This window comes from Pseudomonas sp. GM60 (assembly GCF_000282415.1).
Lineage (GTDB): Bacteria > Pseudomonadota > Gammaproteobacteria > Pseudomonadales > Pseudomonadaceae > Aquipseudomonas > Aquipseudomonas migulae.
This window is the reverse complement of the sequence record NZ_AKJI01000065.1, coordinates 54,190-74,226: the sequence shown is the minus strand read 5'-3', so window position 1 is coordinate 74,226 and position 20,037 is coordinate 54,190. Positions and strand designations below refer to the sequence as shown.

Annotated in this window: 16 protein-coding genes; 14 read left to right on the top strand and 2 right to left on the bottom strand. The window is 61.0% G+C overall.

Going from position 1 to position 20,037, the window contains the following annotated elements; all coding sequences use genetic code 11:
- Positions 1–54: 54 nt before the first annotated feature.
- The gene (tpx, locus tag PMI32_RS12850) at positions 55–555 is read right to left on the bottom strand and encodes a thiol peroxidase (protein WP_008030203.1); all 501 of its coding nucleotides are present in this window, start codon (positions 553–555) and stop codon (positions 55–57) included.
- Between the two features lie 337 nt (positions 556–892).
- On the opposite strand from tpx, the gene PMI32_RS12855 reads away from it, so the two are divergent.
- The 13 genes from PMI32_RS12855 (at position 893) to PMI32_RS12915 (ending at position 16,634) form a co-directional block, all read left to right on the top strand.
- The gene (locus PMI32_RS12855; protein WP_008030201.1) at positions 893–1,318 is read left to right on the top strand and encodes a YciI family protein; all 426 of its coding nucleotides are present in this window, start codon (positions 893–895) and stop codon (positions 1,316–1,318) included.
- A 180-nt stretch (positions 1,319–1,498) separates the two neighbouring features.
- The gene (locus tag PMI32_RS12860) at positions 1,499–2,290 is read left to right on the top strand and encodes a hypothetical protein (protein ID WP_008030198.1); all 792 of its coding nucleotides are present in this window, start codon (positions 1,499–1,501) and stop codon (positions 2,288–2,290) included.
- A gap of 11 nt (positions 2,291–2,301) precedes the next feature.
- Positions 2,302–3,741 (top strand): DUF1254 domain-containing protein, encoded by a 1,440-nt coding sequence (locus PMI32_RS12865; protein WP_008030196.1) that lies wholly within the window; start codon positions 2,302–2,304, stop codon positions 3,739–3,741.
- 12 nt (positions 3,742–3,753) lie between these two features.
- The gene (locus PMI32_RS12870) at positions 3,754–4,701 is read left to right on the top strand and encodes a SphA family protein (protein ID WP_008030194.1); all 948 of its coding nucleotides are present in this window, start codon (positions 3,754–3,756) and stop codon (positions 4,699–4,701) included.
- A gap of 72 nt (positions 4,702–4,773) precedes the next feature.
- On the top strand, positions 4,774–5,754 hold the full coding sequence (locus tag PMI32_RS12875) for an AAA family ATPase (RefSeq protein ID WP_008030190.1): 981 nt from the start codon (positions 4,774–4,776) through the stop codon (positions 5,752–5,754).
- Complete coding sequence (locus tag PMI32_RS12880; RefSeq protein ID WP_008030187.1) at positions 5,754–6,701, top strand: DUF58 domain-containing protein; 948 nt, start codon at positions 5,754–5,756, stop codon at positions 6,699–6,701. Before PMI32_RS12875 ends, PMI32_RS12880 begins: the two co-directional genes overlap by 1 nt.
- Complete coding sequence (locus PMI32_RS12885; RefSeq protein ID WP_008030185.1) at positions 6,698–7,282, top strand: DUF4381 domain-containing protein; 585 nt, start codon at positions 6,698–6,700, stop codon at positions 7,280–7,282. Before PMI32_RS12880 ends, PMI32_RS12885 begins: the two co-directional genes overlap by 4 nt.
- The gene (locus PMI32_RS12890) at positions 7,269–8,261 is read left to right on the top strand and encodes a vWA domain-containing protein (protein WP_008030183.1); all 993 of its coding nucleotides are present in this window, start codon (positions 7,269–7,271) and stop codon (positions 8,259–8,261) included. Before PMI32_RS12885 ends, PMI32_RS12890 begins: the two co-directional genes overlap by 14 nt.
- A gap of 1 nt (position 8,262) precedes the next feature.
- Complete coding sequence (locus PMI32_RS12895; protein ID WP_008030180.1) at positions 8,263–9,843, top strand: VWA domain-containing protein; 1,581 nt, start codon at positions 8,263–8,265, stop codon at positions 9,841–9,843.
- Positions 9,840–11,243 (top strand): BatD family protein, encoded by a 1,404-nt coding sequence (locus PMI32_RS12900; RefSeq protein WP_008030178.1) that lies wholly within the window; start codon positions 9,840–9,842, stop codon positions 11,241–11,243. Before PMI32_RS12895 ends, PMI32_RS12900 begins: the two co-directional genes overlap by 4 nt.
- The gene (locus tag PMI32_RS12905) at positions 11,240–12,265 is read left to right on the top strand and encodes an HAD family hydrolase (RefSeq protein WP_008030176.1); all 1,026 of its coding nucleotides are present in this window, start codon (positions 11,240–11,242) and stop codon (positions 12,263–12,265) included. Before PMI32_RS12900 ends, PMI32_RS12905 begins: the two co-directional genes overlap by 4 nt.
- 70 nt (positions 12,266–12,335) lie before the next feature.
- Positions 12,336–13,922: an arylsulfatase gene (locus PMI32_RS12910; protein WP_008030174.1), complete on the top strand. Its 1,587-nt coding sequence runs from the start codon at positions 12,336–12,338 to the stop codon at positions 13,920–13,922.
- Between the two features lie 198 nt (positions 13,923–14,120).
- Complete coding sequence (locus PMI32_RS12915) at positions 14,121–16,634, top strand: fused MFS/spermidine synthase (RefSeq protein ID WP_008030173.1); 2,514 nt, start codon at positions 14,121–14,123, stop codon at positions 16,632–16,634.
- Positions 16,635–16,751: 117 nt separating this feature from the next.
- On the opposite strand, the gene PMI32_RS12920 is transcribed toward PMI32_RS12915, so the two are convergent.
- Complete coding sequence (locus PMI32_RS12920; protein ID WP_008030171.1) at positions 16,752–17,423, bottom strand: DUF3313 domain-containing protein; 672 nt, start codon at positions 17,421–17,423, stop codon at positions 16,752–16,754.
- A gap of 213 nt (positions 17,424–17,636) precedes the next feature.
- Between PMI32_RS12920 and PMI32_RS12925 the strand changes: the two genes are divergently transcribed.
- Positions 17,637–19,991, top strand: coding sequence for a tetratricopeptide repeat protein (locus PMI32_RS12925; protein ID WP_008030168.1), 2,355 nt, complete (start codon positions 17,637–17,639; stop codon positions 19,989–19,991).
- Positions 19,992–20,037: the final 46 nt, after the last annotated feature.

Sequence of the window (20,037 nt, the reverse complement as noted above, 5' to 3'; positions counted from 1 at the left end):
ACAAATGAAAACGGCCTGGACAGGGCCAGGCCGTTAACAATTGTAAAAGTAAGCTTATTTCAGAACAGCGAGCGCCGCTTCGTAGTTCGGCTCTTCAGCGATTTCCTTGACCAGCTCGCTGTGCAGCACGTTGTCGTTCTCGTCCAGTACCACAACGGCACGGGCGGTCAGGCCTTTGAGCGGACCATCGGCAATGGCCACGCCGTAGTTCTCGATGAACTCGGCACCGCGCAGGGTCGACAGGTTCTGTACGTTTTCCAGGCCTTCGGCGCCGCAGAAACGGGCCTGGGCGAACGGCAGGTCAGCGGAGATGCACAGCACGACAGTGTTGGCGACGTCATTGGCCTGGGCGTTGAACTTGCGCACCGACGTGGCGCAGGTCGGGGTGTCGACGCTTGGGAAGATGTTCAGCACTTTGCGCTTGCCGGCGAAGCTCGCCAGGGTCACATCGGACAGATTGCCGGCAACCAGGGAAAAGGCTGGCGCCTTGGAACCGGCTTGAGGCAGTTGGCCGTTGACTTGAACCGGGTTGCCTTTGAGAGTGACTTGAGCCATGAACGGTGTCCTTCTGAACGTTGATGTGGAGAATTCGACGAGGCAGAAGTTAACCATGAAATGGTCCGGTGACCTACCCCGGATACAAATCGTGATAACTCGCCACAGAACATGAATACCCGCAGTGATGCAGTTTTCGCAACACTGCAACCCTGTGGGAGCGAGCCTGCTCGCGAAGGCGTTAGATCAGTCGGTGAATGTAAGGGCCTCTTCGCCGGCAAGCCGGTCTCGCCCCCACAGGTCCGTGTACAGCCAAAAATTTGTGCGTTGTGCTGTCGATTCAGGTCATGGCCATTCGACCATGCTGTGAATCACTCAAATCCAGCGGAGAAAAGCCATGCGATTCATGATCATTGTCAAAGCCAGCGCGGACTCCGAAGCCGGCGTCATGCCCAGCGAAGAACTGCTGACCGCGATGGGCAATTACAACGAGGAACTGGTCAAGGCCGGGATCATGCTGGCGGGAGAAGGTCTGCACCCAAGCAGTAAAGGCGCTCGCGTGCGTTTTTCGGGCGACAAACGCTCAGTGATCGACGGCCCGTTTGCCGAAACCAAGGAACTGATTGCCGGATTTTGGTTATGGCAGGTGAAGTCGAAAGAAGAAGCCATCGAATGGGTCAAGCGCTGCCCCAACCCAATGCCCGGCACCGAAGCCGAAATCGAGATTCGCCAGGTGTTCGAGGCGGAGGATTTTGGGGCCGAGTTTACGCCGGAACTGCGGGAACAGGAGGAGCGGCAGCGTGAGCAGATGAACAAGCGCTGAGTACTTGCTTTTCGTTTCTGCCATACGCAACACCAACGAATTAATCCCTTCGACTGGATAACCCGCGCGCAACTGCTAACGTCATCAGACATGTCCTACAGGCTTGATAGGAAAGAGATTACGCAGTAACGGCCGCCAAGTGCCGAGTAGACCAATGAGCCACCAAGGAACCGGGGAATCATGTCGAACACTCCAGGTGCGAGCGCCCTTTTGTTGGCGGTTTCAATAACGTCCGCCGTTTGTGCTCAGGCCGACAACGCCGACACGGCCAACAAAAGCAACAACCCGTTGAACCTCGCACCGGGGATGAACCTGCAGGACTACTACACCCCGAAGTACTACGACTCGAATATCCACACCAACGATTTGCTGGTGCGCGGGACACTGCCGATTGCGCCCAACGACTTCATCGGCGTCCCGCAATTGCTGCGCGCCACCGCACCGATCAGCACCCGTCCCGATCCGCACGGTGGCTACAGCACCGGCGAAGGCGATCTGAACCTGTTCGATATCTTCCTGCTCAAGACCGAAGGCGTGCAGTTGGGCATTGGCCCGATGATCACCGCGCCCTACGCCGATCGGGACGAGCTCGGCACCGGCAAGTGGCAAGCGGGGCTGGCGGCCATTGCGATTGATTCATCGCCTCGTGGCTTGCTCGGTGCGTTGGTGCAATACCAGAGCTCTTTTGCCGGCGACAGCGACCGCCCGCATGTCGAATCGGCCACCCTGCAGCCGTTTGTCATTCACAACCTCGATAGAGGCTGGTACCTGCGTTCCACTGCCACCTGGACCTTCGACCTGAAGAACGACACCCATTACATCCCCCTCGGTCTGGGTGCCGGCAAGGTCTGGAAATCCGGGTCCAATATTCTCAACGCCTTCATCGAGCCGCAGTGGACCGTCGAGCGCAAGGGCGATGGCTTGCCGCAGTTCACATTGTTCGCGGGGATCAACGTCACCTTCGGCAAATAAGGACCTTATTTATGCACGGTGCAATTCGCGCGGCCGGTTACAGCCTGATGAGCATGTTTGTCAGTTGCGGCGTTGGCGCTCAAGACGTCAGCGTCAGTCAAAAGACCGGATTCACCGCCAGCCCGGAAGAAGCGCGGGCCATCGCCAAGGAAGCTTATTTGTATGGCTACCCGGTGGTGGAAATGTACAAGACCCTCTACACCCAGGCGGTCGACAAGAAGAGCCCGAACTTCAAGGCACCGCTCAATCAGATCGGCAATACCGCACAGGCATTCACCGCCAAGGACACGGCCTTCGTCACGCCTAACGCCGACACGCCCTACTCGTTTATCTGGATGGACCTGCGCGCCGAGCCGGTGGTGCTAACCCTGCCGCCCATTGAAGAACACCGTTACTACTCGGTGCAACTGATCGACGCCTATACGCAGAATTTTGCGTATCTGGGCACCCGCAGCACGGGCAATGCCGGCGGGCATTTCATGATCGCCGGGCCGAACTGGCAAGGTCAGCAACCGGTTGAAATCGACCGTCTGCTGCGCAGTGAAACCAACATCGCCTACGCGCTGTATCGCACGCAATTGTTCGACGAAAAAGACCTGGGCAAGGTCAAGAACATCCAGAAGGGCTACAAGGTCGAGCCGCTGAGCCACTACGTTAAACAAAAAGCCCCGCCTGCCGCGCCGAAGGTCGACTGGCCCAAGCCCACGCCGACCATGAGCGAAACCCCGGAGCTGTTCAGCTACCTGAATTTCATGCTGTCGTTTGCCCCACCCCAGGACGCGGAGAAAGACTTGCTGGCGCGTTTCGCCAAAATCGGCATCGAAGCCGGCAAGCCGTTCAAACCCAACGAGCTGCCTGCCAGTCAGCGCAAAGCCCTGGAAGACGGCATCGCCGACGCCAACGCCGAATTCGCACAGTTTAAAAAGGACAAGGTCGACAGCCATCAGGTCAGCAGCGGCGATTTGTTCGGCACCCGCGACCACCTCAACGGTAACTACCTGTACCGCTATGCCGGTGCCAACATGGGGATCTTCGGCAACTCTGCCGAAGAGGCGAATTACATCGGTTATTTCGTTGACAAGGACGGCCAGCCGGTCGATGCCTCGAAACACGACTACACGCTGCATTTCGACAAGGGCGCCCTGCCCCCGGCCGACGCGTTCTGGTCGCTGACGATGTACGACGGCAAGAACAAATTGCTGGTCGCCAACCCGCTGAATCGCTACCTGATCAACTCGAGAATGCTGCCGGATCTCAAGCTGGATGCCGACGGTGGCCTGACCCTTTACGTGCAGCACAAAGCCCCGGCCAAGGACCTGCAAAGTAATTGGCTGCCAGCGCCGAACGGGCCTTTCTACGGTGTCCTGCGCCTGTACCTGCCAAGACCGGAAGTCTCCAGCGGCGAGTGGAAAATGCCCTTGTTGACGCCAGTCATCCCACAAAATCAATAAGCGGAGCCAGCCATGGCCAGGTCTTTTGTGGTACGTCCTTTGTTGGCCCTCTGCGTGGCCGGCAGCAGCCCTCTGGTACTGGCGGCAGAAGGTGGCGGTGGCCGGCCGATGACCGGCTTGCAGGTGTTTTCCAATGCCGGGATCGTGCCACCGGAACCTGGTTGGGTGATGTCGTTGAGCAGTTTCTGGTACGACGGCGAGCTCAAGGGCAACGTGCAAGTGCCTATCGTTGGCGCATTGAGTGCCGGGCTTGAGCTGCAAGTGTCTTACACCATGGCCAACTTCACTCATGTCTGGGATACCGGCAAGGGTCGCTGGAATTACGCGTCGGCGATTGGCGTGCCGGTGCAGTACACCGACATTACCGCGAGCGTCACCGGGCCTCGTGGCCGGACGCTGGGAACGGAAGATAGCGGCACCCAGTTCGCCGACCTGCTGGTGACGCCCATCGCTGCCGGCTACCACTTCGACGAGGTCAACCACCTCTCGTTGTCCTTGCCGATCTACCTGCCGACCGGCGCTTACAACGATGATCGCCTGGCCAACGCCGGGCAGAACAACTACACCTTCATGCCCACCGTGGCCTTCACTCACCTCGACGGCAAGGGCGGCGAGTTCACCTTGTCTGGCGGGCTTGAGTTCTACACCGAAAACGACGCCACGGACTACAAGAACGGCAACCTCTTCACCCTCGATGCGCTATGGACCCACGGCTTGGGCAACGGCTGGAACGCCGGCATGGCCGCGGGTTACATCCAGCAGCTCACCGACGACTCCGGGTCAGGCGCCAACAGCGGCTTTCGCGGACGCTCGGTGGGCGCCGGACCGACGGTGGGCTGGGCGGGCAAGTTCGCCGACGCCCAGGCCAGCGTCAACGCTCGCTGGATCCCGGAGTTCGACACCAAGAACCGGCCTGAAGGCAACGGATTCAGCGTCAACCTGACCTTGGCGTTCTTCTAGAAGTGAACAGGGATCGCCAGTTTTATTGATCAACCTGCCAACGCCTTTGGCGACTTGAATAAAGGCCCCTCAATGACCGCACTCAACGACCTCAATGCCCTGCAAGCCAGCATCGCCGAAGCGGTGCTGGGCCAGGATCAAGTGATCCGGCAGATTCTGCTGGGCCTCCTCGCTAACGGCCATTTGCTCCTGGAAAGCTTGCCCGGGCTGGCCAAGACCCGCACGGTGAAAGCGCTGGCCAAACACCTGGACGCGAAGATGAGCCGCATCCAGTTCACGCCTGATCTCCTGCCGTCGGACATCACCGGTGCCGAAGTGCTGCACCAGATCGATGGCAAGAACGAGATCCGGTTTCAGCCCGGCCCACTGTTCGGCAACCTGATTCTGGCCGACGAAATCAACCGCGCACCGGCCAAGGTCCAGGCGGCCCTGCTGGAAGCGATGGAAGAACGGCAAATCACCGTGGCCGGCAACAGCCATGGGCTGCCGGAATTGTTCATCGTGGTCGCCACCCAAAACCCCATCGAACAGGAGGGCACTTACCCGCTGCCGGAAGCGCAGATGGACCGTTTTCTGATGAAGGTATTGCTCGATTACCCGAGCGCGGAAAACGAGAGCCAAGTGCTTCGGCTGCTACGTGAAGAGGAGTTTGCGACAGGCGCCAAGACCGCGCCGGTGCAGGGTTTCGCGCTGTCGCAGGAAGTGATTTTCGCTGCACGCCGGGAAGTCAACGCCATCCATGTGTCCCCGGCTATCGATCGTTACCTGATCGACCTGATCAACGCCACCCGCCATCCGACGGATTACGACGCGGACCTGGGCCGCTGGATCGCCATCGGCGCCAGCCCGCGCGGCGGCATCGGCCTGGACCGTTGCGCCCGCGCCGATGCCTGGTTGCAGGGGCAGGATTTTGTCTCGCCGGACAACGTGCGCGCCGTGGTGCATCCGGTGCTGCGGCATCGTTTGCAGCTGAGTTATGACGCGGTCGCTGATGGCGTCACGGCAGATCAGGTGCTGGATCGCCTGCTCGATAACGTTGCGATTCCTGCCTGATGTTGAAAATAAAAAGTGTCGACGGTCTGGTCTATGTCTCTCTGGCGCAATTGATGGCGCTGGAATTCAAGGCCCGTGACCTGAGTTTCCTCGCACGCCAGCCGCAAGGCAGCATCCTCGCCGGCAACCACGCCTCGCGGCTGCGGGGCCGCGGGCTGAATTTCGATGAGTTGCGCCGCTATCAACCGGGGGACGACTTGCGCCACCTCGATTGGCGCGCCTCACTGCGCACCGGCAAACCGGTGGTGCGCACGTTCACCGAAGAGCGCGATCGCCCGGCGTTGATCCTCGTGGACCAGCGCATGTCGATGTTTTTTGGCTCGCAACGCAGTTTCAAATCCGCGGTTGCCGCCGAACTCGGCGCACTGGCGGCGTGGATGGTGTTCAACGCGGGCGACCGGGTTGGAGGGTTGGTATTCAACGACTCACGGATCGACGCGATTGCCCCGTTGCGCAGCCGCAAACGGATCGAGGCGCTGTGCAGTCGCATCGTCCAGCAGAATCAGGCATTGAGCGCGGCCAACCCGGACGCCGAGGGCGAGGATCAGCTCGATAAAGTCCTGCAACAGTGCCTGGCAGTGGCCGGTCACGATCACCTGATCTGCATCGTCAGCGACTTTGCCGGCGCGGGTGAACGCACCTTGCAACTGATGCGGCAACTGGCGGCGCACAACGATGTGATCGCCATGCAGGTGTACGACCCGTTGGCGTTGAACCTGCCGAAAAACGGCCGTTTGCTGATTACTCAAGGTCAGTTGCAAGTCGAACTGGCGGTCGAACAACGCAGTGTTCATCAGCCGCTGGGGGATTTTCTCAGCGGTCGGCTCAAGGATGTCGCCACGCTGCTGCGCCGCAGTCAGGTGCCGTTGATGATGTTCAGTACGGCGACCGAGGCGCAAGCACAACTGCGCGCGGAACTGGGCAAACTCGGCGGGGGGCGGCGATGAACCCGAACGTGCCGAGCATTGAGCAACTCAAGGAAATGGCCCTGCCGGCGCCCATCAGTTACGCGCCGCAGACGTGGGGCTGGTGGGGGTTGCTGGCGGTGTTGATGGCTGCTGTGTTGCTGGTAGGCGCGCGGCGGTATTGGCAGTGGCGGCGGGATCGGTATCGGCGCGAGGCATTGGTGCGGCTGGCTGAACTGCAAAGCAGCGATGATCAAATCAGCGCCCTGCGCGAACTCCCCGAACTGCTCAAACGCGTAGCCCTGTCGATGCCTATGAGTTGGAATACAACCTCTGTAGGAGCCGGCTTGCCGGCGATGGGGCCCTTGAGATTTGCACAGCCCTCGCGGACGCCATCGCCGGCAAGCCGGCTCCTACAAGGTCCTGCGGCGTTAGGTAATGAGCGTTGGCAGGCATTTCTGGCGCAGCACAGTGCGCAGCCGTTGCCGGCGGATTTCAGCCGGCAATTGGCGTTGCTGGCCTATGCGCCGGATGCAACATTGCTGGCGTTGCCCAATGATCAGCGTCAGCAGCTGTTCGACACCTGCAAACACTGGGTGGAGTCGCACCATGTGGCAGCTTGATTACCCCTGGCTGTTACTGCTCCTGCCGCTGCCCTGGTTGGGTTACCGCTACCTGCCCGATTACCGCGAAGCCCGCAGCGCCGTGCGGGTGCCGTTTTTTGGCGCCATGAGCCGCGCGGTCGGTCAGGCGCCAAGCGCCGCCGGTACACGCAACAATCGCTGGCAATTGCTCCTGAACCTGCTGGTCTGGGCGCTATTGCTGCTTGCGGCCGCACGCCCGGTGTTCGTGGAAAAACCCATCGAACGCCAGCAACCGGTGCGCGATCTGATGCTGGCCATCGACATCTCCCAGTCAATGGAAACCACTGATTTCACCGATGCCAACGGGCAGAAAATCAATCGTCTGGCGGCGGTCAAGGACGTGGTCCACGGTTTTATCGACAAGCGTAAAGAAGATCGCCTGGGCCTGATCGTGTTCGGCAGCGGCGCGTATCCGCAGGCGCCGCTGACACTGGATCACGCCAGCCTGTCGCTCTTGTTGGACGACACCGGCATCGGCATGGCCGGGCCCAACACCGCCATCGGCGATGCGATTGGCCTGAGCCTGAAGTTGCTGGATCAGGCCCATGAACAGGAAAAAGTCCTGATCCTACTCACCGACGGCAACGACACCAGCAGCGCCATCACCCCGGATCACGCGGCGTCGATGGCCGCCGCCAAGGGTGTGGTGATTCACACCATCGGCATTGGCGACCCGAGCGCCGAAGGCGAAGCCAAGGTCAACCTGCAAGGCTTGCAGCAGATCGCCGACGCCACGGGTGGCAAGTTCTTCCGCGCCGAAGACCGCACCGCGCTGGATCAGGTCTACCGCACCCTCGACACGCTGACCCCGCACCAGGTGAAAACCCTCAGCCACCAACCGAAAAAGGATCTGTTCTGGTGGCCGCTCGGCGCCGCTATCGGTTTGCTCGCGCTCTACCATCTCGGCGCCTTGCTGCGTCCGCACCTGACCCTCGCGCGTCAGCGGCAGGAGGCTTGAGATGGAGATCAACCTCAGCGACTTGCACTTCCTCCGTCCGCTGTGGCTCTTGCTGGTGCCGTTGGGTGCCTTGCTGCCGTGGCTCTGGAGGCGCAGCCGGGATGTGCAGCGGCGTTTGCGCAGCAACATTGCCGAGCACTTGTTGCCGCACTTGCTGATGACCCCGCAGGACCCGCAGCGTTTGCGGCCGGTGCATCTGGTGTGTGCGCTGTTGATGTTGGGCGCCCTCGCCGCTGCCGGGCCGACCTGGGAGCAGGACCGGCCGGACTTTCTGGAAAATCGTGCGCCGCTGATCATTGCCATCGACCTCTCGCCCTCGATGGACGCCAGCGACGTGCCGCCCAGTCGCCTGGAAGCGGTCAAACACAAACTGCACGACCTGATCCAGCGCCGCGCCGGTGCCCGCAACGCGCTGATCGCCTACGCCGGCAGCGCGCATCTGGTGCTGCCGCCAACCGACGATCCGGCGTTGCTCGATACGTTTATCCAGGCATTGAGCAGCGACCTGATCGGCAAACCTGGGAAGGATGTCGGCGCGGTGATCGACGAGGCCAAACGCCTGTTGGCGGCGGAGAAAACGCCGGGCACGTTGTTGCTGATCACCGACGGCGCCGACACCTCGCAACTCGGCGGCCTGGGCAAGCAACTGAACGACAGCACGCTGCAAGTGTTGATCCTCGCGGTCGGGCGCGAGGATGGCGGGATCATTCGTGACGCCAATGGCCAGCCGCGCACCGACAGTAACGGCCGCCCGGCCCTCGGCAGTTTCGACCAGGCCGCCCTCAAGCAGTTGGCATCAGCCATGGCGGCGCCGCTGGGCAGCCTGACGCTCAATGATAACGATCTGGACTGGATCGAACTGCACGCCCGTCAACATTTCCAGGCGGCCAGTGACGAGCAGCGTGAGTTGCATTGGAAAGACGCCGGATACTGGCTGTGCTGGCCGCTGCTGCTGATCGCGTTTTTCAGCGTGCGCAAAGGCTGGAGCCTGAACTGGACGGCCGGTTTGCTGCTGGCGCTGGGTATCGGTTTTCAGCCGACAAATGCACAGGCCAACGCTTTGACCGATGCATTTTTCACCCCTGACCAGCAAGGTCGCTGGGCCTTCGAACATGAGCATTTCCCGAAGGCTGCCGCCCTGTTTGTCGATCCGTACTGGAAAGGCATCGCGGCCTATAACGCGGCGGATTTTGACCTCGCGCTGGCGAGTTTTGCGCGGTTGGAAACACCCCAGGCGTATTTCTACCTGGGCAATATTTACGTGCGCCGTTTCAAGTTTGATCAGGCCATCGCGGCCTACACCCAGGCGCTGAAGCTGCAACCACAGTTCCCGGAGGCCACGGCCAATCTGGCGTTGGCCATCGCCCTGGAGAAAGACACCGAGAGCGCCGAACAGAACGCGCCTGAGGTCAAACCTGACGAAATCAAGATGGACAAGGCGCCGGGCAAGGGACAAAGCAAAGCCGTGGAGACCGAGCAGGCGACGTCGGACGCGTTGTGGTTGCAGAACCTGACGACATCGCCAGCGAAATTCCTCAAGCAGAAGTTCAGCTTGCAGGATCAGGCGGGGGGCAAGCCATGAATCGAGTGATGGCCATCGCCGGCAAGCCGGCTCCTACAGGGGAATGCATTTCAAACTGTAGGAGCCAGCTTGCTGGCGATGGCGTCCGCTCACTCACCCCAAAACTTGCCACCTTGCTCTGCTGCCTGATCATCACATCCGCCCTCGCCGCCGAACCCGAACTGCGCATCCAGACGCGCCTGCAACCCGCTGACCCGGTCATGGTCGGCGGCCTCCTGGAACTGCAACTCGACGTCCTCACCGACAGTTGGTTCACCGACGCCCCCGCCCTGCCCGACCTGAAACTGCCCGGCGCGCTGGTACTACCGCCCGACGGCCACGCCGAGCACATCAACCAGACGCTGGACGGCAAGGCGTTCAACGGCATGCGCTACAGCTACCGGATCAGCCCGAATCTGGCCCGGGGCTTCGACATTCCGGCGCTGACCGTGCAGGCCACGCCGGGTCAGGCCAGTGCCCCGTTGAGTGCGCAAAGCCAGCCGCTGCATTTCACCGCCAAGCAACCACCTGGATTCAAATCCGGCGAACCGGTACTGGTGGCGCAAGGGCTGCGTTTCACGCAAAAAGTCATCGACTCGGCAACGCCTTTGAAGGTCGGCGACAGCCTGACCCGGCAACTGACCTTGCAGGCTGACAACGCCATGGCCATGTCGCTGCCCGCGCCGTCATTGGGCGACGTCAGCGGCCTGAGTCGCTATCCGAAGAACCCGCAAATCAGCAACCTGGACGACGGCCGGGGCAACTTCACCGGAGGCCAACGCATCGACACCGTGACTTACCGTATCGACCGCGAAGGCCATCACAGCCTGCCCGCGATCGAGCTGAAATGGTGGGATGCCAGCAGCCAGCAAACCCGCACCGCGCAAGTACCGGCAGTGAGCTTCGAGGCCATCGCCAACAGCGCTTACACGCCAGTGTTCTCGATTGCCGAAGACCTGAAACAAATGGGCGAGCACAGTCGCGTGCGTTTTTCCAGGCACTGGCTGGTTGTCTTGCTGCTGCCGGCAGTGCTGCTACTGGGCTGGTTCGCAAGGCCTTTCATGCATCGCGCTTACCTGTCCCTGCGCGACCGACGCCGTGTCCGACACGCCGCGTGGCTGCAATCCGCCGACTACGCCTGGCGGCAGATTCCACGGCAAATCAACGCCACACCGGCGCAACTCAGCGCCCTGTACCTGTGGCTAAAACGTAGCCGCGGCGGGCTGAAATTGAGCGTCCTCGGCCCGCGCCTGCAGGACCTGTTACGCGCCTGTTACAGCCGTCAATCGACCGAAGATCAGGCGCTGCGCCAACTCGGGCAATCCTTGTCTACGCTGCATAGTCAGGCGCGAGGCAGCAACGTTCGGACCGTTCCCGCACTGCGGCCGCTCAACCCCGTCCACGAGAAGGAATTCCCATGACGAACGCGACATCAAGCCACCATCGTTTCGGGCTGACGCTGCTCTTCACACTGATCCTGCCGCTGCTGGCGCACGCCAACGAGCCATTGCCGTCGTGGAATGACGGCCCGGCGAAAAAGCACATCATCGAGTTCGTCCAGACGGTCACCGACCAATCCAGCAGGGACTTCGTCAAGCCCGCTGACCGCATCGCCGTGTTCGACAACGACGGCACCTTGTGGAGCGAGCAGCCGATGTACTTCGAACTGCTGTTTGCCCTGGAAGAGGTCAAGCGCACCGCGCCGCAGCACCCGGAATGGAAAACCACCCAGCCCTTCAAGGCCGTTCTGGAAAACGATCACCAGGCACTCGCCGCCGCCGGCATGGACGGCATCATGAAGATTTTCGGCGCGACCCACACCGGCATGACCACCGAAGCCTTCGACGACTACGCCAAGACCTGGCTGAGCCAGGCCCGGCATCCGAAGACCGGCAAGCCGTACACCGAGATGATCTTCCAGCCGATGCTGGAAATGCTCGACTACCTGCGCGGTCAGGACTTCAAGACCTACATCGTCTCCGGTGGCGACACCGGGTTCATGCGCGCCTTCGCCGAGAAGGTCTACGGCATCCCGCCCGAGCAAGTGATCGGCACCACCTTCGTCACGGCGTTCCAGTTCAAGGACGGCAAAGCTTCGATCGTGCGCACGCCCAAACTGGCCCACAACGACGACGGCCCCGGCAAACCGGAAAGCATCGACGCGGTGATCGGCAAGCGGCCAATCCTGGCGTTCGGCAATTCCGACGGCGACCTGCAAATGTTGCAGTGGACTGCCGCCGGCCCCGGCAAACGATTCATGGGGTTGGTGCACCACACCGACGCCAAACGCGAATGGGCCTATGACCGCAAGTCCGATATCGGGCGCCTGGACAAAGCCCTGGACGAAGCAAAAACCCGTGGCTGGACTATCGTCGACATGGCGTCCGAATGGCGCCGGATCTATCCGTTCGAGGCGGCCGCCACTCCCGAGCAAGTGCAATAAAAAGCGTGACGCAGGACTGCAATAAACGTTTGTCGCACCACGCGACACTAGCGCAAAAGGAGCAAGTCAGATGACTCGCATACGCAAGTGGCTACCGAAACTCGCCCTGGTGGCGGCCTCGGTGATGGCGATTTCGGCGACTGCCGGGGCCGCCGAAAAACCCAACATTCTCGTGATCTTCGGCGATGACATCGGCCAGACCAACATCAGCGCCTACTCCATGGGCGTGGTCGGGTACAAGACTCCGAACATCGACCGGATTGCCAAGGAAGGCATGCTGTTCACCGACTATTACGCGGAGAACAGCTGCACGGCCGGACGGTCCACCTTCATTACCGGGCAGGCGCCTTTGCGAACCGGTCTGTCGAAAGTAGGCATTCCCGGTGCACCCGTAGGTCTCCAAAAACGTGATATCACCATTGCCCAGGCGCTCAAGTCCCAAGGCTATGCAACCGGACAATTCGGCAAGAATCACCTGGGCGACAAGGACGAGTACCTGCCGACGAACCACGGTTTCGACGAGTTCTTCGGCAACCTCTATCACCTCAACGCCGAAGAAGAGCCAGAGCGTCCGTACTGGCCCAAGGATGATCCCGAGTACGTAAAGGCCAACTCTCCGCGCGGCGTGATTCATAGCTACGCCGATGGCAAGATCGAAGACACCGGCGCGTTGAACAAAAAACGCATGGAAACCATCGACGACGAAACCACAGCGGCGGCCCAAGCGTTCATCGAGAAACAGGCCAAGGCGGACAAACCGTTTTTCGTCTGGATGAACACCACCCGCATGCACGCCTTCACTCATGTCCGTGAGTCGATGGCCGGCCAGAGCGGTATGCCCGGCAACGATTACGCCGACGGCATGCTTGAGCACGACGGTGACGTCGGCAAACTGCTGAAAACCCTCGATGACCTGAAAATCACCGACAACACCATCGTCGTCTACACCACCGACAACGGCCCGAATCAGTGGTCCTGGCCGGACGCCGCCACCACGCCGTTCCGTAACGAAAAGAACTCCAACTGGGAAGGTGCCTACCGCGTACCGGCGATGGTGCGCTGGCCGGGCAAAATCAAGCCGGGGGAAGTCTCCAATGAAATGTTTTCGGGCCTGGACTGGTTCCCCACGTTGCTGGCAGCTGCTGGTGACACCGGAGTCAAGGACAAACTCCTGAAGGGCTGGGCACCGACGTCGGGAGGCACCAACTTCAAGGTGCACCTGGACGGTTACAACCAACTGCCATACCTGACCGGCCAGGCGCCGAAGGGCGAACGTAAGGAGTTTTACTACTTCAACGACGACGGTGTGCTGGTCGCCATGCGTTTTGATAACTGGAAAGCGGTTTTCTGCGAACAACGCAAACCAGGCGGGTTCGAGGTATGGAGTGAGCCGTTTGTCTGCCTGCGGGTACCGAAAGTCTTCAATCTGCGCATGGACCCCTTTGAGCGGGCCGACGTGGTTTCCGACCAGTATTACGACTGGACGGCCAAAAACGTCTACCTGACCGGACTGGCAACCATGAAAGCGGCGAAGTTCCTGGAGACCTTCATCGAATACCCACCAAGCCAGAAACCGGCCAGCTTCAGCATCGACCAGGTCCGTGCTGCTGTGGATGCCAAAATCGCTGAAAAAATGAAGAATCAACCTGCACAGTAAGACCGTTTGACCGCCGCTCGCCCGTTACGGCGAGCGGCCCTATTCCATGGTGCATACACAAATCCTGTAGGAGCCGGCTTGCTGGCGATAGCGGTCTTCCAGTCAATCAATCGGTGTCTGACCCACCGCTATCGCCAGCAAGCCGGCTCCTACAGGTTTTTGTGTTTTATTTGAATTTTTGTACAAGGCAATAGCCCTATGTCCTCACGTGTCGCCAGCAAGTCGTCGGCCATTCCTGTTCCTCATGCCGCCTCCCCCGCGCTGCTGATCCCGGCCCTGTTGCTGTTCGTCTCCGGTGCTGCGGCGCTGGTGTATCAGGTGCTGTGGATCAAGCAACTGTCGCTGGTGGTCGGCGTCGAGGTCTATGCAATCACCACCGGTATCAGCGCTTTTTTTGCCGGGCTGGCCTTGGGTGGATGGCTGTTCGGACGCTGGGCGGATCGCTTGCAGCAGCCCGTTCTGCTGTATGCAGGACTGGAAGTGGTGGTGGCCGTGCTGGGTGTCGGCGCGACCTTTGCCATGAGTCTCGCGGCCAGCCCGTTTGCCTGGCTGGAACAACACATCGGTCTGGCCGCTTGGCTGTTGCCCTTCGCATTAGTCGGCATCCCGGCGCTGTTGATGGGCGGCACCTTGCCGGTGCTGGTGCGCTCGTTGGCCACCGACCCACAGCATCTGGGCAAGGCTGGCGGCCAGCTCTACGCGGCGAACACCGCCGGGGCCATCGCCGGCACCCTGCTTGCCGCGTTCGTGCTGATTGCCACCCTCGGCGTGCGCGGCAGTGCCCTCGCCGCCGCGATGCTGAACCTGCTGGCCGCCGCCGGCGCCTTGTGGTTTCAGCGTCACCGTTCACTGCCGGCCGTTGCGCCGGCGAAACACACGTCGAGCAAAGCGCCCGACCAACTGGCCTTGTGGCTGTACTCGATTGCCGGCGGCGTGGCCCTCGGTTATGAGGTGGTCTGGTCGCAATCGATCGTGCAGTTCATGAGTACCCGCACCTACGCCTTTGCCGTGGTGCTGGCGACGTACCTCACCGGGCTGTTTCTCGGCAGTGTGCTGCTGGCCCGTCGGGTGGAGCGCATTCGTGATCCCTGGGGAGTATTCGGTTTGCTGATCGCCGGCGCCGGGCTGGTCGCGTTGCTGGAAATCGCCCTGCTCGGTCGCTGGCTGGTGGTCGCGCAAAGCCTCGCCGAAACGTGGGTGTTGTCGCTGGGTGCGAGTGAATTGCCGGGCATGAGCGCGCGGTTTGCGGTGGCGGCATTGAGCATCGTGTTTGTGCCGACGCTGTTGTTGGGCGCGGCGTTCCCCCTCGCCCTGCGCCTGAGCGTTGGCCGCGAGCGGGTCGGCCAGGATGTCGGCGCCGTCGTGGCGTTCAATACGCTGGGCGGGATTGTCGGGGTGATGCTCTGCGGGTTTGTGTTGATCCCGTGGCTGGGCCTGGTACGCACATTGGGGCTGTTGGCCATTGTCGCCGCCGGGATCGGGTACTTCGCGGTGCGCAAGGGTCACGGGGTCAAGAAAGGTCGGCGGCAAGCGGTGGTGGCTATCGGCTTGTTGTCGGTGGCGGTCGCGGTTTTTACCCCGGTGAACAAACTCGCCAGCCTGCTCCCCGGTGCTCGCAACGCCACGCTGGCCTTCTATGAAGAAGGACGCGGCGGGACCGTGGCGGTGGTCACCCAGGGCAAGGGGCAGAAAGCCTTCCAGCGCTTGTACATTCAAGGCGTGTCCAACACCGGCGACGCCATGCCGTCCTTGCGTTACATGCGCATTCAGGCGCTGCTGCCGCTGCTGATCCACAACGGCGAACCGCGCTCGGCGCTGGTGATCGGCTTTGGCACCGGCATCACCGCAGGCGCATTGACCCGTTATCCGGGGCTGGAACACCGGGTGGTGGCCGAGTTGCTGCCTTCGGTGGTCAAAGCTGCGCCGCTGTTCAAAGGCAACTTCAATGCCGCCGCCGATCCCGGCGTTGACGTACGCCTGCGCGACGGGCGCCAGGAGCTGCTGCGCAACCCGCAGCGCTATGACTTGATCACCCTTGAACCGCCACCGCCCTCCGCAGCCGGTGTGGTCAATCTCTACTCCCGGGACTTCTACCAACTGGCCGCCAGTCGTCTGGAGAAACAGGGGTTGGTCGCGCAGTGGCTGCCGCTGCCCACGCAGAACATCGACGATTCGCGCTCCCTGGTGCGCAGCTTTCTCGATGTTTTCCCGTACGCCAACGTGTGGACCAGCGAGTTCCACGAAATGCTGCTGGTGGGTTCGATGGAACCGATTGCGCTGGATGCGGCGAAAATCAGCGAGCGCTTCCAGCAGGACAGCGTACGCAGCACGTTGCAGGACGTGGGCATCGGTTCCGCCAACGCCTTGCTCGCCACGTGGGTCACCGATCGCACGGGGCTGGAGCGTTTCGCCGCCGATGCCCCGCCGGTGACCGACGACCAGCCGCGTATCGAGTATGCGCCGTGGGTGCGGGCCAAAGAGATCAGTCGGGTGCTCCCGGCCCTGCTGGACTTGCACGTCGCACCACCGTTAGTGAATGCCGATGCGGGATTCATCGAGCGGATGAATGCGCACCAGCAGCGTTTGATGCAGTTCTATCGGGCGAGCCTGCATGCCTATGACGGCGACCGTGATGCGTGGGCCAGGGATATTCGCGAGGTGATGCGCGGGGATGGGGGGAATCCGTATTACCGGTGGTTTGTCGGGGAGTGATTCAGCGCCTGGTAGACCGCCTTCGCGAGCAAGCCCGCTCCCACATTGGATTTGTGATTGGCACATAACCCATGTGGGAGCGGGCTTGCTCGCGAAGGGGCCCTCAGCCCCGATACATTATTTGGATTTGAGCTTCAGATACGACTGATGCATATCCGCAGCCCAGCCATCGATCACGCCTTTCACGTCATCGGCCTTCATTACCTGCGATTCGTTTTCCAGCGGTTTTCCGGTGCCCTTGCGCACGACCTGGGCCACGACTTTATTGCTGCCGCCGTCGAGGAACACCGCTTCGGTGGCCAGGTCGGTCTGTTGATCACGAATACCGCTGGCAGTACTCACCGCCGCTGCCACCAGCGCAATCGGGATCACTTCATAAGGCTTCAGCCCTTCGGTCTTGCTGCTCACGGCAGTGATCGCGGCGCGCACCACAATCACACCCGGGCCAGGGCCTGAGGCCAGAGGCAGGGATTTGCCGATTTCGCGTTTGAGCGCCTGATCGTAATAACTGGTGATTCCGTTCAGGGTGGTCTGAGGGATTTTTGCCGTCGGCTGAGGCTTGGGATACAGCTGGGTTGGCTCGATGTACACGCTTTGGAATTTCTTGATGTCAACTTTCGGATCGATCCAGCGCATCACTACTGCACCCGAAGGTGACTTGGCTTCCTGGAGTTGGCTGTAATTTTTGAGGAAGCCTGAATACTCGTCTGGCTCGACCTTTTTGCTGGCGCAGCCAACTACGCCGATCGAGGCAATACACAATGTACTCATCATCAATGCAAGCTTCATGCGGTAACTCCTGTAGGGCGGTCGACTACGGTTTGGAAACGGTTTAACAGGTATAGCTAATGCAGCGCGTTTTGTTGTGCAGAATCACAACATTCATCTATCGCCGCGCAGAGGATCACAGCTGTCATTTGACAGACGCCCGGCATCCGTCAAAGCTGCATCGAGCTAGAACGCGCGCCTGACGGCAAACGCACCCGGACTATGGAAGTCGCAATGCCGAAACATAAAAATAAAGCAGCCGCCCCAAACCCTGATTCGTCACCGACTTCGTTTTCTCGTTATCTGTTTCCCGTTCTCATTAGCGTGTTGCTCCTGGCGATCGCGGGCATTGGCTGGTTTCTGTTCAGCAGCCAACCCGCCCCGGTGACCTATGCGCCGCCGCTCAGTACACCAGTCATTGCTCCTGAAAAACCCGTGGTCGCCGCGCCGGCGAAGATGGTCGATGAGCAACAGTGCCAGGCTTGCCACAGTGAACAAGTGAAGGACTGGCAAGGCTCGCATCACCAATTGGCGATGCAGGAAGCCAGCGCCGGAACGATGCTTGGCGACTTCAACAACGTCACCTTCAAGGCCGAAAACGAGACGACCCGGTTTTCGCGCAAGGACGACGAATTCTGGGTCAACACGCCGGGCATTGATGGCAACAACGCTGACTTCAAGGTCGCCTACACCTTTGGCATCGCGCCGTTGCAGCAGTATTTGATTGAGGTCGGTGACGGTCGGTTGCAGGCGTTGGGCGTCGCCTGGGATACCGAGAAACACCGCTGGTTTCACCTTTATCCAGGCCAGGGTGTGAACTTCAAAAACCCGTTGCACTGGAGCAAGCCGAGCCAGAACGCCAATTTCATGTGCGTCGAGTGCCATACCACCGGCTACAAACGCAACTTCGACGCGGCTAAAAACACCTTTGACAGTCAGTGGAACAGCCTTGGCGTGGGTTGTCAGGCGTGCCACGGTCCGGCATCCAGCCACCTGGAATGGACCGCGAAAAAGACTGATCTGATCCACGCCGGTTTCGCCGTCGACCTCAAGGACAAGGACGCGACCGTCGAGATCGAAACCTGCGCCCGCTGCCACTCACGGCGCGCACCGCTGGGTGATGGTTTTACCGTCGGCAAGCGCCTGATGGATGACTATCTGCCCAGCCCCCTGACCCGCGAGTTGTATGCGCTGGATGGCAAGATCAAGGACGAAGTGTTCGAACACGGTTCCTTCGCCCAGAGCAAAATGTTCGACAAGGGCGTGCGCTGCAGCAACTGCCACAACCCCCACAGCAACGAACTCAAGGCACCGGGCAACGGCGTCTGCCTGCAATGCCACAACAGCGCCGGCAAAACCTCGGTGGCCGGTGTCGAGGGCAAGGGCTTGCAGGCGAAAAACTACGATTCTGTCGAGCACACCCGCCACGCCATGGGGCAACCGGGTTCGCAGTGCGTGGATTGCCACATGCCCGGCAAGTTCTACATGGGCAATGACTTTCGGCATGACCACAGCTTCAGTATTCCCAATCCTGAACGGGCGAAAAAACTCGGCACGCCGGACGCCTGCCTGACCTGCCATCAGGGTAAGGCCGGTGACAAAGTCACTGAACAATTCAAGCTCTGGAACACCGCAGCCACCGCCGCCCAGGCGCCGCGTTACGACGAAAGCCTGTGGCTGATTCGCAACGGTCAGCCCGGCGCGGCGCAAGCCTTGTACGAACAGCTGCAACGCAGCAACCTGCCGGCGATCCAGCGCGCAACGCTGCTGGCCGAGTTGCCGCTGTACCCCAGCGAACAGGCGTTGAAACTGGCGACTCAGGACTTGCGCAACCCGGCACCGCAAGTGCGTGAAAGCGCCGTTCGGGCGATCAGCGCATTCCTCCCGCCGCCGGAGCGCGCACCACTGTTGACACCGTTACTGGGTGACCCGGTCAAAGCGGTACGCATCGCTGCCGCCCGGGATCTGCTCAGCGTCGCCCGCAATGGTTTGGGCAGCGCTCAGGCGAACTGGAACGCCGCCATCGCCGAGTATGAGGATGTGCAAAAGAGCCTGGCCGAACGCGCGGAAGCCAACCTCAACCTCGCCATGCTGTATCAGGCCAGCGGTCGCAGCGCTGAAGTTGAAGCACTGTTGCGCACGGCGCTCCAGCGCGATCCGGACTTTTACCCGGCGCTGGTGACGCTGGTGCAGTGGCTGGAAGCCAGTGGGCGCGGTCAGGAGGCACAGACCCTGCTGGAACAGGGCATCAAGGAGCATCCGGACGCCGCTTTGCTCTTGCATACCCAAGGGTTGTCGCTGATACGAGCGGGCAAAACGGCCCAGGCCATGCCGGTGCTGCGCAAAGCCGCCGGGCTGGAACCCCAGAGCGCGCAGTTCGGCTACGTGCTGGCGGTGGCGCTGCATGACAGCGGCAAGGTTGATGAGGCCTGCGAGGAACTGGAACGGTTGTTGAAGATGCAACCGGCGAACCGCAATGCGCGGTTGTCGTTGATCCAGTACTACCTGGAAAACGGACAAGAGCCCAAGGCCCAGGTGCTGTTGCAAGGCTGGAAGAAGATGAACATGGGGGATCCGGCGTTGAAGTGATCCGAGGGTTGATTCGAGGGCCCCTTCGCGGGCAAGCCTCGCTCCT